The following is a 14,711-nucleotide window of genomic DNA, read 5'->3' on the forward strand; positions in this document are numbered from 1 at the left end:
CGCCCCCCACTCGCCGGCCTCCGGCACCTCCGAAGAGGTCCCGGGGCCGGCGACGTGGCCTGATCGGTCAGTCGATAAATCCGACACGTCCACCTCCCCCCGAGGGCTTGCCGCACAGCACTGGCCAGCGACAGCAAGACGCCGCCGCGTGCCGGTCCCCCGTTACTGTCACGACCTGGACGTCGACCACTCGATCAGGCCGAATCAGAGACCGCGCCGCCATGAGGCGTCACGCCCTCACAAACGCATCACGAGCCTCGCAACCCCCTCCATGGAGGCCGCCCGATGCGCTACCCTCAACCAACCAAAGTTGGCGTGAGACCAACTTTGTGTGGATCGGGCACTGAGAGTCAAGCACAGATCACGGCAGGGTTCCACACAAACTTGGGTTCGGGCCAACTTTAGTTGGAGTCGGGGGACACCACGATGCGACAGAACGAGAAGCCACCCAGTGGCCCGAGCCCCACGCTGATCAGCGAGCGGCTCCAGGAGCTGTACGTCAAGCACCGCCCGAACCACGTCTATACCGACGCCGAGGTGGCCGACGCGCTCAAAGCCAAGGGGCTCCGCATCTCGGCGGAGAACATCCGCAAGCTCCGAATCGGAGCGCACGACAACCCCACAGCCTCCACACTGACGGCTCTGGCCGAGTTCTTCGGCGTCGGCGCGGGCTACTTCCTCGACCCGGCCCCGGTCAACGCGAAGGTACAAGTGATGACGCGCTCCATCGAGCAACTATCCGACGGAGCAAGGGAAGGCATCGACGCCATCATCCAAAGCACCCTGAGGATGGAGCAAGCCGCCCGGGAGTCCGCCCAACTCGCCGCCGAACAAGCCCGGCGAGACGCGCACTGATCTCGCTGCCCACAACGCGGCGAACCAGCCCGCACCGGCCGACTCGCCCGCAGCCATAATCTTGCCCGGCAATCCCACGCCCTCGCCTGCATCGCGACGATCCACCGCGCGCCTGCGGCGACTTCGGCGGCCCGTCCGGAGTTGCAAGCCTGCCCAAATCACGGGTCGAACCAACCAATGGTGGCCGCATCTCCACGTACACCAAAGCCGCAGGTCACCGTCGCCGCCGACACTCCGAAAGCGCATGACGAGCAGGTGCATGCCTAGCCAGAGCTGAGGTTCATCGCTAGCGTCACGAGGCTCCGATGCCAGACGGCGTCAAGAGCTACCGGTGAATGCCATGGCCGGAGGGGGCGTATTTCGTGGTAGATCGATGGGCCGTAGAGCGTGCAGTTCGAGACGCTGACTGTTGTCTTGACCCTTCCGGGCGCCACGTTATCCTGACACTTTTGACCTGGACCGATACCGCAACCGCGGTGATCCCTCCGCAATTCTCGCCGAGCTTGACAGATTTGGAAAAGGCGACAGGTTTGGCCCGTTCCACCATCGGTGTCTGGCTAAACCGACTTGAAAAGTTGGGCTGGGTCATCCGTTTCAGGCCGAAGGTGGAAGACGCTCGCCGCAGAAAGGCACGGACCGCCTATCGTCTTCGAGTTCCCACGGACTCAGGGGTTGGTACGGCCACAGAACCACCGCTAGTACGACAGCCGGACGGATCTAGTACGGCTGCCGGACTGGATCCAAACAACAAACACCGTCCCACCGCGCGGCGCGCAGCGAGCACCCGCCCAAGTCACTCCTACGCCCCAGGAGCCAATGGTTACTGCTCTTATCCCGATTGCGGCAAGTCCGCGCCGCTTCATTAACCAGATGAACCAGTCGTTCAGAACTCCACCAAGGCAGATACTAATGACAGGCCGCCCAATTCACGGTGAGGCCACTACTTGCGCCTCCATTCCGCCGACAGATCGCGCGGTGGGGTCCGGCCCCGCAAGACCGGACCCCACCAGACGACTAGGCTAGAGGGTGCGGCTCATTGGTAAGCGCCGACAGAGCAGCGGCGATTTCCTGCAATGTTGCTTTCACGTAGGTGGCTGTAGTGCCAGCGTCGCCGCCACTCTCTGAATGGCCGGCGTAGGCTCTTGCGATAGCGTAGCCAAAGTTCCTTTCCACCCACGTCAAAGTAGTGTGACGTAACCAGTGGGTGCTGATCTGTTGCACGTGGACCCACGGCAGGTGTTCGCCGATCCGGACCCACAGATGGTCGTAACGTCGGTACGTGATGGGCTCACCGTCCCGATAGCGCAGCAGCTGCCCCGTCTCTGTCGCGCCCCGCTCCTCAGCATGCCGCTGTAGGTATCTCATCAGCGTGGGAGAAACTGGTTGCCAGCGTACCGAGTCCGCCTTCTCTCGAAGCAGAATCAAACATTGGTCCGGGTCAAGGTCAACCGGACGGAGCGCCAGAGCTCCACCGCGCCGACACGCCGTTTCGGTATGCAGCCGCAAGAGCAAGGTGTCGAGGGCCGGGTCGTTACCCGTGCTGGCTGCGACCTCGTTTATCTCGGCCAGCCGCGTGTCCGCCACCGCCCGACGCGTGCTGGGCAGACGCCGCGGCTTCGCCACCTTCAAAGCAGGGTTGTCAGACTCTGCGATGAATCCATCAGCTACCGCCCTCTTGTAGAGACATCGCAAGGCGGCAATCAGATGCTCCGCCGCGCTTCGGCCTCCGCGGGCATTCCGCCGGGCCACAACGTGCGCCTTGACGTACTCCGCCAACTTCTCAATCTCCGACGGCGTGGGCTCGTCCAGCCTGCGTTGCCCCCAGTGCTCCACCACTCGGTTCCAGTAGGAGCCATAGGCACGCCGCGTACCCGCCGACACCGCAGCCGCCACCACGGGAACGTATTCGGCGAAGGTCGGCGACGGAGGCCGAGCCACGGCGGCCTCCAGAAGGTCGGCGGGCGAGATGCCCATCCGAGCAAGAAGGAGCCGAGCCGCATCCAACTCAGCTTGACTCGCCGCTGCGTCACTCATGCTCGCCCCCGAAGACCGCATCGTGAGCCTGCCCAATCATCTCGTCGAGCTTCGCCGGCGGATGAACCACCAGGCGGTTGCTGGCTGATTCAGCCACGATGAGTACGCGGTCGCCAGCGGCCAGGCCGCACCATTGACGGACCACTGCCGGCAGTCGGACGTGGCCTTCCTTCGTTACCTTGAAGACGCCTTGCTTGTCAGCTGATACGACGATCAGCCCTCGACGTTCCCGGATACTTAGCCGCAATCCGGGGGGCCACTGGAGTTCCTTCATGGCGGACCGATCGGCGATTCGACCGCGCGAATCGAGCGTTGCCAGTCCATAGAGGGCTGTACGGCTTCGAGTGACAGCAAGGGTCGGAAGCGGCAGCGGAGGACGCCTCATGGCCGCCGCGGGGGTGCCAGGAGCGACGCGCACGCCCGGCGGCGAACCCGGCAGGACAACGGCGGGGATCACTGAAGAGCCGCCGCGCGTCATCGGGGAGCTCGCTCAACGACAGCTACTGAGAGTAGCGGAAGGCGAAGTGTCAGCGGGGACTCTGCGGTGGTCAAGCATCCTTGACCACCGCTACGTTCACGTCGCACACATGATACGTACTCGTGTCCGAGGGGGGACTTGAACCCCCACGCCCTATACGGGCACTAGCACCTCAAGCTAGCGCGTCTGCCATTCCGCCACCCGGACCTACACGTTCAGCCTACCTCGCCGACCAGATGATCTTTCCATCCGGTGGTCGGCACGGCGGGCCGCACGGGGAGTTACTGTACACGCCGCTCGTGGATCATGCACATCGCCTTCCGGCACCTCTCCCCCGGCGCTTCCGCCGCTGCTCAAGCCGCCACAAACAGCGCGGCGACACACGGTCGAGGCGTGTCCGGGTAGCGTCCGGCAGCCCTCTGACGGCAGCATTGCCACGTGCCCCATCCCTCCCCCTTGGCAGCCGCCCAGCACCGAGCCCTCGCCCTGCGCGCCGCGGGCGACCTCAGCGCCGCCCGGCAACTGCTCGCGGAGGCCGTCGAATCCGCTCCTCCGCCGTACGGTGACGATCATCCGGAGGTGCTGCACACCGCGCACCTGCTGGCGCGGTTGCACCGGGAGGGGGACGACCCGCCGGCCGCCCGCCGGGTGTTGGAGGAGGCTTTCGCGGCGGGCGAGCGGCGTTGGGAGCACTCGGATCCGCTGATGCTCGCGCTCGCCTTCGAGCTGGCCGAGGTGGCGGAGGAGCTGGGAAACCGCCACGAGGCCCGCCGCAACTACACGCGCGTGGCCACCGCAGGGCCCGCCGCGCTCGGGGAGAACCACCCGGCGGTACGCGCGGCCCGCGACTATCTCGGCCCGCCCGCGTCGACGCCGGGCCAGCAGCACCCCGCGCCGACGTCCGGCCCGGTTCCGGTCGCCCCGGCGGACGAGCCGGGTGCCCGGTCGGCGCTCACCGGCCCGACCCTGTCGCTGGCGACCCTCGCCGCGATGCGGCCCTCCGCGGGCGGCCCGCCGCCGGCCGTCTCACCCTGGGCACCGCCGCAACCGCCGGCCGCACCCCCACCAACCCCTCCAGCGGTACGCGCACCCGCCGCACCCACGTCGCCCCGCAACGCCGTCCCAGCGCCTCGGGCGATGCCCGTTCAGCCGGCAGTGTCCTCGGCCCGGCCGCCGCAGCCTGGCCCGCCGACGGCCGCACCCGGACATGTGGCGACGCCGGGCCCACCCGCTGACGAGCAGCCGTCGGCGACCGCGATGTCGCTCGGCTCACGCTCCAGCGGGCAGTCCCCCACGAATGCGCCACCACCGGTTCAACGCGCCGACGAGCACCCGTCCGCACCGTCCCGGTCAACGGTCGACCCGACGCCCCGGCCGAGGGCTGAGGGCCAGTCGACAACGCCGGCCGGGCAGCGACCACCACACCGACCGCCAGCCGGGCCAACCGTGGCACCACGTCAGCGGGTGGGTGACCAGGCGGGCCCGCCGGTGGCCGACACGCCACCCCCGCCGCCGACCGCCGCACCGGCGGTGCCGGCACCTCGCTGGGACAACCCCACGATCCAGGTACGGCAGATCGAGCCGCTACTCGCCGAGGAGGCCGCCCGAGTCGCCGCCGGGCCAACCGCACCGGGCGATTCACACAAGGTGTCCGACACCGAGGCGATGCTGCCGGGTAGGGCCGCCCCGGCCGTCGATCATCCGGGGCCGGCCCACCCGCCGATCGGGCCACCTACCCATCCCGTCAGCGCAGCGCCAGTGACCCCGCATCCGGTCTCCGCGCCACCCAGCCAGCCGCACCCGGTCTCCGGACCGCCGGCCCACCCATACCCGGTCTCCGCACCACCCGGCTACGCCCAGCCCGTCTCCGCACCACCCGGACACGCCTACCCGGTCTCCGGACCGCCCGGACACACCTACCCGGTCTCCGGACCGCCCGGCTACGGGCAACCCGTCTCCGCACCACCCGGACACACCTACCCGGTCTCCGCACCACCCGGTTACGGGCAACCCGGGCTCGGGCAGCCTGTCTCCGGGCCGCCTTACGGGCCACCCGTCTCCGCACCTCCGGTGAGCGCGCCACCCGTGCCGCCCTGGGGGTTGACCGCACCGCCCTGGAGCAGCAGCGCCCCACCGCAGCCTTTGCCGACTCCCGCTGCCGACCCCACCGACCAGCCCGCGACGCGCAATCAGCGCGCGACCGCCGGACAGGCCATGACCGTCGGACAGCCCGCGACCGCCGCACAGGGCACGACGGCCGGACAGACCATGATGGACGCGGGTGGCACCGGTGCGGACGGTGACCCCGGGCTGGGCATCCTCGATGCCCCGGCGGCGTCGAGCTTGCAGACCGTGAGCGCACTGTCCGACCAGACCGTGGTGTTCCCCTCGCCTGGCGGGCCGGGCCGGCCCGAGGCCGTGCAGACGGCGCCCACCGCCGGGCCGACGAACGTCACCGGAGTCTCCCCAGCAGACCCGAGCACCACTCAGGCAAGCCCCGTCGCACAGCCGGCCTGGTCACCCGGCGACGTCGGCGCCGACCCGACACCGCCGGCCGCGCCGCCACCGGTGCAGCAGTACCACCATCAGCCGGCCCAGGCGCCGTACCCGATCCAGGACCAGTACCAGGCGCCGTACCCGGGTCAGCACTACCACCCGCCGGCGTACACCGATGAGGGTGGGTCGACGGGCCGCAACCGGGCGGCGCTGATCGGTGCGGTGGTGGCGGCCGGTGTCGCCGTCGTGGCGGTGGCGGGTCTGGGCGCGGTGGTGCTGACCCGTGACGACCCTCCGCCGGCCGCGACCCCGACGACGGCGGCGACGCAGGCGCCGACGGCGGCCGGGCCGGCGCCGGGCGACCTGAAGCTACGGGACGATTCGACCACGATCACGTTGACCTGGACGGACCCGACCGGTGGTGCGGTGCCGTTCATGGTCGCCGCCGGTCGGGCCGGGCAGGCGTTGGGGGTGATCGCCACCGTGGACCCGGGACGGACCAGCTACACGGTCAACGGGCTGAACTCCCGGGTGGATCACTGTTTCACCGTGTTGGCGGTCTACTCCACTGACAGCTTTGCGACTTCCGGGCAGGTCTGCACGGCGCGGGAGCGCCGACCCACGCCGACCGGGTCGCCCTCCGGCCGACCGTCGCCGCGCTGAGCCGAGCGCGGAACCGCGCTGTCAACCCGGCTGAGCTGGACGTCCATAACGCACACGCTCGGTATCCACAGGGGTGACGGTGCGGGTTCCCCCGCCACCACCAGCGCCATATGATGGCACCCGGCTCAGGGGAGGGGTCGCCGCGAGGCGCACGCCACCTGCCACGACTCACGGGAGGCAGCCGGCTGTGGCCAGCATCGACGACGCCGTACGGACCGAGGCCCCCCGCCCCCGGTCCCGGCTGCGCGGCGGGCTGGTGACCGTCGGCACGGTGGCCGCGCTGCTGGCCGCCATGGGGTTGACAGTCCTCGGGTTGGGCGCGGCGGACAACGCGGTGGCCAACTACGACGCGAGCTCCTGGTTGTGGAGTGCGGCGCGCAGCGAGCTGGCCCGGGTCAACGGGGTCACCGCCCGGGTGGACACCCGCACCGAGATCCCCGGTGCCCGGCAGCATCCGATGCAGATCACCCAGACCGACCGGCTGCTGATCCTGCGTGACCTGCAGACGGGGCAGGTCAGCTCACTGGACCTGGCCACCCTCCAGCTCAGCGCGACCACCCGGACCACCCCTGGCCTGGGGGTGAGTGTGGCCCTGCACGAGGACGCGGCGTTCGTCGTCGACGCCGTGCAGGGCATCGTCCGGCAGCTCGACCCGCGATCGTTGACCCCGGTCGGTGAGCCGGTGCGCTATCCGCCGGGCATCACCGGTGGCACCTTCGACGGTGCGGGTCGACTCTGGATCGCGGTGCCCAGCGAGGGCACCGTCTCGGCGATCACCGCTGCCAAGCTGCCGTCCGCGCCGGCGTCGGCCGCGCCGGCCGGCGCCGGGCTCAGCCCGCAGCGGGTCGAGTCGTACGACGTCGCCGACGCCAGCCACGAGCTGGTGGTCTCCACCCTGGACGACGGAGTGGCGGTGCTCGACCGGACGGCCGGCAAGCTGGTGCGGGTGCAGCACGGTGAGGTGCACCCGACACCGCTGACGCTGTCCGGCCCGGCGGCGCTTCCCGCGCGTACCAGCGGTTCACGGGTGCCGGTCACGGTGACCGGCGACCGGCGGGTGCTGCTGGTGGGTGACGGTGGGCAGGAGAGCGCATTCACCGTGCCGGGTGAGGGGGGTCGGCTCAGCCCGGCGGTGGCCTGGGCGGACCGGTTCTACTGCGCCGACGAGGCCACCGGCATGATCTACTCCTTCGACTCGGCGGGTCAGCTGGTCGAGACCATCCGGGGGCGGGCCAACGGGCCGCTGGAGCTGGAGGTCCGGGAGAATCACCTGTTCATCAACTCCCCCGACTCGGCGACCGCCCGGGTGGTGGACGACAAGCACCAGGTGCGCGAGGTCAACAAGTACGCCAACGATGTGCTCGGCGGCGACCCGCCGCCGGTCCCACCGCCGCCGCCCCCACCGAAGAAGCCGCGGGTGGGCAAGCCGAGTGCGCCGCGCAGCGTCACCGCCGCCGCCGGCAACGCCCAGGCGCGGGTGAGTTGGCGGCCGGCCGCCGCCAACGGCGCCGAGATCATCAAGTACGTGGTGGAGGGCGCCGGCCAACGCCTGGAGGTGGGCGCCAACCAGCGGGCGGTGGAGGTCAAGGGTCTGACCAACGGCGAGACGTACCGGTTCGCGGTGCACGCCGTCAACGCGAAGGGCGACGGCCCGGCGCGCAACAGCAACCCGGTGACGCCGACCGCCGCCGTCCCCGACCCGCCGGCCAGCGTCACCGCCCAGGAACGGCCCGACGGCACGGTGCTGGTGAGGTGGCCGGCGGCGAACGGGCAGGGCAACACCATCGCGAGGTACGCGGTGACGGCCAGTTCGGCGGGGGCGAACGCGCCGGCCGGTGAGTCGACCAGGACTGAGCTGGTGGTGCCCGCCGGTGAGCTGGAGTACGGCACCCAGTACGCGTTCACAGTGGTGGCGGTCAACAGCAAGGGCGCCGGGTCGGCGGCGTCCCCGGTCAGCAACACGGTGGTGCCCTTCGCCGCGCCCGGTCGGCCGCTCAACCTGCGCGCCGGCACTGTCGCCAACCAGCCGGGTGCGGTGACGGTGCAGTGGGCGCCGGCCGAAGCCAACGGTCGGCCGGTGACGAAGTACCTGGTGGACGTCGGTGGGCGGGTCAGTGAGGTGACCGACACCCGCACCACGGTGACTGGGCTGGGCAACGGCCAGAACGTCACGGTGAAGGTGAAGGCGGTCAACCAGGCCGGGCCGGGGCCGGAGGCCACCGCCACCGCCCGGACGGTCGCCGAGCCACGGGTCACGGTGACCGGCTCGTCGTCGACCGCCACCGGGGCGACGGTGACGTTCACAGTGGACGCGGGCGGCGGTCAGGCCACCTGCACGCTGAGCACGGCGGGCGAGCCGGCGAAGGCCGGGGCCTGCTCCAGCATCACGATGGCGGGCCTGACGCCGGGCACGAAGTACACGTTCACGGTGACGGCCACCAACGCCGCCGGTAAGGACACCGCGCAGAAGGCCCAGGAGACCCAGCCGCTGTACGGAATCGCGACGTGTCGCAACGGGGCTTCGGGGCCGGAGGCGAGCTACTGCTCCCGGGAGATCCCCGGTGAGCGCAACGGCAATGAGATCTTCGCGGGCACGCAGCAGGACAACGACCGGCAAGTCGGGTGGGTGCCCAACGGGCGCCGCTTGAAGGCGTTCTGCAAGAAGAAGGGCGAAGAGGTCTACGCCTACATCTACAACAACGACAAGCGCAGCACCTGGTGGGTGCAGGTCGAGTTCAAGGGAAAGAATTACATCCCGTGGGCCTGGCTCAACCTGGAGGGCGGCGACACCATCAACGTCCTGCCCACCTGCTGAACCACCAGGCGAGGAGCACCACCGACCGTGAACACCCACGAGCCGCTCACCCAACCGGAGGTGCAGGGTTTCGCCGCCCTGGCCGCCCGGTTGGCCGAGAACGTCAACGCGGTGGTGCTCGGCAAGCCGCAGGTGGTGCGGCTGGCGCTGACCGCTCTGTTCGCGCAGGGTCACGTGCTGCTGGAGGACGTGCCAGGGGTCGGTAAGACGACCCTGGCACGGGCCATCGCCGCCACCGTGAAGGGTGAGTGGCGGCGCATCCAGTTCACCCCCGACCTGCTCCCCTCGGACGTGTCCGGCGTGACGATCTTCAACCAGGCGACCCGGGACTTCGAGTTCCATCCGGGGCCGGTCTTCGCCAACATCGTCATCGCCGACGAGATCAACCGGGCGTCGCCGAAGACGCAGTCGGCGCTGCTGGAGGTGATGGAGGAACGGACTGTCACCGTGGACGGGGTGCGGCACCCGGTGCCGTCGCCGTTCCTGGTGGTGGCCACGCAGAACCCGGTGGAGATGGACGGCACCTACCGGCTGCCCGAGGCGCAACTGGACCGTTTCCTGGTGAAGCTCTCCGTGGGGTACCCGGACGAGGCGGTCGAGGTCGAGGTGCTGCGCGGCGCTACCGTGCGGTCCCCGGAGGCGCTCGCCCCGGTCACCGACACCGCCACCGTCGGCGAGATGGTGCGGATGGCCCGCCGGGTGCACATCGCCGAGCCGCTCTACGCGTACGCGGTCCGGCTGGCCGCCGCCACCCGCACCCACCCGCAGGTGCGCGTCGGGGTCAGCCCCCGGGGCGTGATCGCGTTGACCCGGGCGGCGTGCGCGTACGCGTTGATCGACGGGCGGGGCTGGATCATGCCGGAGGACCTCAAGGCGCTCGCCGAGGCGGTGTTCGCGCACCGGCTGTTGCTCACCCCGGACGCCCAGGTGCGCGGGATGACCGCCGCGGAGGTGCTGCGCCAGGCCGTCGCCTCGGTGCCGGTGCCGCTGCCGTCGGGGCAACCCGCTCCGGTGCAGGGCTGACCGGCAGCAGCGCGATGGGGATCACCGCCCGTGGGGTCGGGCTGCTCGTCGCCGCCGTGGTGCTGCTGGCGGCGGGTTTCCGGTTCGCGTACCCCGAGTTGACACTGCTCGGCGCGGCGGCCGGCGCGGCCGTGGGCTACGCCGCGCTGGTCGCGGCCTGGCGGCCCCGGCTGACGGTGACCCGCCGCGCGGACCCGGACCGGGTGGCGCGCGGCGAGCCGGCGAGGATGACCGTGACGGTGCGCAACGCCGGCCGGCTGCGGTCGGCGAACCTGCTGGCCGAGGACCGGTGCGGGGAGCGGACCGTACCGGTGCCGGTGTTGCGCCTGCGGCCCGGCCGGGACACCGAGGTCCGCTACGACGTGCCGACCGACCGTCGTGGAGTGGTGCCGGTCGGCCCGTTGCGGGTGACCCGGCGCGACCCACTGGGGTTGGTGGCGCTGGCCCGCCCGTACGGTGCGTCGGTGCCGGTCTGGGTGCACCCCCGGGTTCATCCGCTGACGGCGGTGCCCACCGGCGCGGGGCGCAGCCTCGACGGCCGGGTGGACGGGGTTCCGCACGGGTCGATCACGTTCGACTCGTTGCGGGAGTACGTGGTCGGTGACGAGTTGCGCCGCGTGCACTGGCGCACCAGCGCCCGGGTGGGTGAGCTGATGGTGCGGGAGAACGTGGACACGAGTCTGCCGCGCCTGGTCGTCCTGCTGGACAACCGCGTGGCCGCGCATCCGGGGCGGGTCGGTGGGGTGGCGGAGTCGTTCGAGTCGGCGTGTGAGGCGGCGGCGTCGATCGTGACCGCCGCGCACCGCGCCGACCTGCCGGTGCTGTTGCTGCTGGTCGCGGCGGAGCCGGCGCAGGTCACGACGCCCGACGGCGAGGGCGACGGCGCGCTCGGGCCGCTGGACCGGCTGGCCGCCGCCGAGCTGTCCGGCGATGGTGCGGCGGTGCGCGCGGCCACCACCCGGCTGCGGCAGGACCGGCTGGGCGACACGCTGATCTTCCTGACCGGGCCGGGTGGCCGCGACGAGCTGGGGCACGTGGGGGCGCTGCGGGGGGCGTACCCGTCGGTGGTGGTCGGGGTGTTCGGCGCGGCCGAGCCGACGCCGCCGGGCACCGCCGGCCTGGAGGTCGTCGACGCGGCGGACGGTGCGCAGTTCGCCGCCGAGTGGGACGGGGTACGCCGGTGGTGACGGGTGCCGCGCGGGTGCTGCGGGCGGGCGTTCTGCCACTGGCGCTGATCGGGCTGACCGCGCTCGCCGGGGTGGTGCTCGGTCGGGTGTACGCCGGTGGCCTGCTGACCTGGCTGGTCGTCGGCGCGGCGGCGGGTTCGGTGCTGGTCAGTGTGGCCGCGCGGCGGCTGCCGTCCTGGCTGGTGGCGCCGGTGTCGGTGGCCGCGATGGCCGGTTGGACACTGTGGTCGCTGCGGCTGGCCGCCACCCGCGCCGACGTGCCGGGCGGCCTGCTGGAGGTCACCGCGGACGCCGCCCGCAACGGCATTCCCCGGCTGCTCACCGCGATGATCCCGGTGGAGCCCACACCGGACACGGTGCTGGTTCCCGTCGTGGCCGCCTGGCTGGCCGGGCTGGCCGGCGCGGAGGTGGCGCTGCGCACGGGCAGGGTGCTGCTGGGTTATCTGCCGGCGGCGGGGCTCTACGCCGCCGCCCTGTACGTGGTGGGCCCGAACGCCGAACCGGCGGTGGGGTCGACGGTGGCGTTCGTCGCGGTCGCGGCGGTGGGCCTGGCGACCCCGACCCGGGCGGCGGCGTCGGGCGGCGATCCGACCGCCGACCTGACCCCCCGGGTACGGGCGGCGGTGCGGCTGCGGCTGGCCGCCAGCGCGGCGCTCGGGGTGGCTCTGGTGGTCGGGTCGGTGGCGCTGCTCGGCCCGGTCGTCGCCGGGCAGGTCGACGGCCGGCCGGTGGACCCGCGCCGGTACGTGGAGCCGCCGCAGGTGCAGACGCTCGACGAGAACCCGTTGATCCGGATTTCCGGCTGGGCGCTGCACCCGGAGCAGAAGCTCCTCGACGTGAGCACGGAACGCCCTGACGCGCCACCCGGCGACGCCCCACGAGATGCCGACCCGGCGGCGGACACCTCGCCCGGTGTGCGGATCCGGTTGGCGGTGCTCAGTGACTACGACGGGGTGACCTGGCGGGTCGGCGCGACGTACCGCAACGCCGGTCGGATCCTGCCGGCCGCGACCGCCGCCCGCGACAGCACGGTGCGCACGGTCCGGCAGCGGATCAGCGTGGCCGAGCTGACCGGCCGGTTGCTGCCCGCCGTGGCGACGCCCCGGGAGGTCAGCGGGGCGCGGGTGGCGTACGACCCGGCGAGCGGGACGCTGATCCGGCCGGAGGGGCTGACGCCGGGGCTGCGGTACACGGTGACCTCCGCCGAGGAGCGCCCGGACCTGAACCTGTTGGCTACCGCGAACGTGCCCGCCGGTGGTGAGGTGGCCCGGGTGCTGCGGGTCGCGGACGGGGTGCCGGACCCGATGCGCCGGCTGGCCGGGCAGCTGGCTGAGGAGAACGGCGCACCGTTCGCGCGGGCGTCGGCGATCGAGCAGTTCCTGGCCGAGCACTACCGGGTGGTGGCGGACGCGCCGAGCGGGCACGCGTACCCGAATCTGGGTTTCTTCCTGTTCGGGCCGCGCAACGGCGGCGGGCAGGAGGGCACCTCGGAGCAGTTCGCGGCGGCGTTCGCGGTCCTCGGCCGGCTCTGCGGGCTGCCCACCCGGGTGGTGGTGGGTTTCCGGACCAGCGGGCAGGGGCCGGTGCTGGCCGGTGACGCGTACGCCTGGCCGGAGGTGCTCTTCGACGGGTTGGGCTGGGTGTCGTTCGACCCGCTGCCCCGCCCGAACGACGAGCCGAGGCCGGTGGAGGAGGATTTCCGCCCGACGCCGGAGGACCCGCCGCCGTCGGAGGCGCCCGCGCCGACCGCGGAGCCGACCGCCTCACCGGAGCCGGTGACTGCCGCCGATGTCCCGCCCGGCCGCGACGGGGTCTCCACGCCGGTGCTGGTCGCCGCCGGCAGCGGTGGTCTGTTGCTGGTGGTGGGGGCGTTCCTGCTCACCCTGTTGGCGATGCGCCGCTCGCTGACCCGCGGTCGGCTCGTGCGGGGCGACCCCGGTCAGCGCATCGCCGGCGCCTGGCGGGAGGTCACCGACGCGCTCCGGCTGGCCGGCAGGCCGGTCGGCGACGACCTGGCCGCAACCGAGGTCGCCGGGCACGCCCGTCAGGCGCTCACCGACACCGGGGCCGGCAGGCTCGGCGACGGCACCGGCGGGCCGGCCGTCGACGAGCTGGCGGCCCTGCTCAACCGGGTGGGTTTCGCGCCGGGTGCCGCAACAGCGGACCAGGCGGCCCGGGCCGCCGAGGTCGCCACCGCCTACGTGGCCACCCTGCGCTCGGCGCGCCCCTGGTGGCGCCGTCTGCTGTGGTCGGTGCACCCCGCCCCGCTCCGCCGCGCCCGTCGGTGAGCAGGGCGTGACCTGTGGGGGGTGGGCAGGCTCCTCCCCTGCGCAGGGGAGGGCGCTCCCGTCGCCGGGGGATGGCCCCGACCTCGCCCTGTGAACTACTCAGGGCCATCTGTCGAGCAGAGTGGAGCGTTGATGAACCCGCACTACGACGGCTTTCTCGCCGACCATTACACGTGGATGTTCGGGGCGCCCTACCCGGACCTCGTCGAGGAGCAGCTCGGTGCTCTGCGTCAGGCCGGCGTCGCGGGGCCGAACAGCACCGGCCTCGCCGTCGACCTCGGCTGCGGTTCCGGTTTCCAGTCGGCCGCGCTGGCCAGGTTGGGTTATCCGAGCGTCCTGGCGGTCGACAGCAGCGCGAAACTCCTCGCCGAGCTGGAGCGGCATGCCAGTGACCATCCGGCGATCCGCGTTGTCCACGACGACCTCGGCCAGGTCGCCGCGAACCTGTCCGCCGGCACCGTCGAACTGGCGGTCTGCATGGGCGACACGCTCACCCATCTGCCCGACCGCCGGGCTGTCACCCAGCTCTTCGCCGATCTGTCCGCCGCCCTGGCACCGGGCGGTCGCCTCGCCCTGAGCTTCCGTGACCTCACCACGAGCCTCACCGGGACGGGCCGGTTCATCCCGGTGCACGCCGACGCCGACTCGATCCTGACCTGCTTCCTGGAGTACGAACCCGACGTGGTCACCGTCCACGACCTGCTCCACCGACGCGACGGTCACGAGGACTGGAACCTGTCGGTCAGTTCCTACCGCAAGCTGCGCATCGCGCCGGAGTGGGTCGCCGACCAGCTCACCGAAGCCGGTTTCCGCGACGTCCTCAGCGCAGCAGCGCCTCGGCGGATGGCCCTGGTGACCGCCGTCCGGTAGCG

Annotated in this window: 9 protein-coding genes and 1 tRNA gene; 7 read left to right on the forward strand and 3 right to left on the reverse strand. The window is 71.7% G+C overall.

All coding sequences use genetic code 11. The annotated features are described in order from the left end of the window. The first annotated feature begins 426 nt into the window (after positions 1-426). Entirely contained in the window at positions 427-855 is a 429-nt protein-coding gene (locus QCZ28_RS28850; protein ID WP_279519564.1) for a hypothetical protein, read from the forward strand. Between the two features lie 1,014 nt (positions 856-1,869). On the opposite strand, the gene QCZ28_RS28855 is transcribed toward QCZ28_RS28850, so the two are convergent. The 3 genes from QCZ28_RS28855 to QCZ28_RS28865 form a co-directional block, all read right to left on the reverse strand. After that, entirely contained in the window at positions 1,870-2,889 is a 1,020-nt protein-coding gene (locus QCZ28_RS28855; RefSeq protein ID WP_279519565.1) for a site-specific integrase, read from the reverse strand. Further along, positions 2,882-3,163, reverse strand: coding sequence for an AbrB/MazE/SpoVT family DNA-binding domain-containing protein (locus QCZ28_RS28860; RefSeq protein WP_279519566.1), 282 nt, complete (start codon positions 3,161-3,163; stop codon positions 2,882-2,884). The genes QCZ28_RS28855 and QCZ28_RS28860 overlap by 8 nt, the downstream gene beginning before the upstream one ends. A gap of 327 nt (positions 3,164-3,490) precedes the next feature. After that, positions 3,491-3,574: transfer RNA gene (locus QCZ28_RS28865), tRNA-Leu, on the reverse strand. A 231-nt stretch (positions 3,575-3,805) separates the two neighbouring features. Here QCZ28_RS28865 and QCZ28_RS28870 point away from each other — a divergent pair. The 6 genes from QCZ28_RS28870 to QCZ28_RS28895 all read left to right on the forward strand — a co-directional run bounded on the left by QCZ28_RS28870 (position 3,806) and on the right by QCZ28_RS28895 (position 14,709). Next, a complete protein-coding gene (locus QCZ28_RS28870) occupies positions 3,806-6,526 on the forward strand; it encodes a tetratricopeptide repeat protein (protein ID WP_279519567.1) in 2,721 nt (906 codons plus the stop codon). A 187-nt stretch (positions 6,527-6,713) separates the two neighbouring features. After that, positions 6,714-9,341 carry a fibronectin type III domain-containing protein gene (locus QCZ28_RS28875; RefSeq protein WP_279519568.1) on the forward strand — a complete coding sequence of 876 codons (2,628 nt, stop codon included), beginning with the start codon at positions 6,714-6,716 and terminating at the stop codon, positions 9,339-9,341. A gap of 27 nt (positions 9,342-9,368) precedes the next feature. Further along, positions 9,369-10,364: a MoxR family ATPase gene (locus QCZ28_RS28880; protein ID WP_030328647.1), complete on the forward strand. Its 996-nt coding sequence runs from the start codon at positions 9,369-9,371 to the stop codon at positions 10,362-10,364. Between the two features lie 14 nt (positions 10,365-10,378). Next, positions 10,379-11,551: a DUF58 domain-containing protein gene (locus QCZ28_RS28885; protein WP_279519569.1), complete on the forward strand. Its 1,173-nt coding sequence runs from the start codon at positions 10,379-10,381 to the stop codon at positions 11,549-11,551. After that, a complete protein-coding gene (locus QCZ28_RS28890; protein WP_279519570.1) occupies positions 11,545-13,839 on the forward strand; it encodes a transglutaminase domain-containing protein in 2,295 nt (764 codons plus the stop codon). Before QCZ28_RS28885 ends, QCZ28_RS28890 begins: the two co-directional genes overlap by 7 nt. Positions 13,840-13,971: 132 nt before the next feature. After that, positions 13,972-14,709, forward strand: coding sequence for a class I SAM-dependent methyltransferase (locus tag QCZ28_RS28895; RefSeq protein WP_279519571.1), 738 nt, complete (start codon positions 13,972-13,974; stop codon positions 14,707-14,709). Positions 14,710-14,711: the final 2 nt, after the last annotated feature.

The organism is Micromonospora sp. DH14 (assembly GCF_029809455.1).
GTDB classification, from domain to species: domain Bacteria; phylum Actinomycetota; class Actinomycetes; order Mycobacteriales; family Micromonosporaceae; genus Micromonospora; species Micromonospora parva.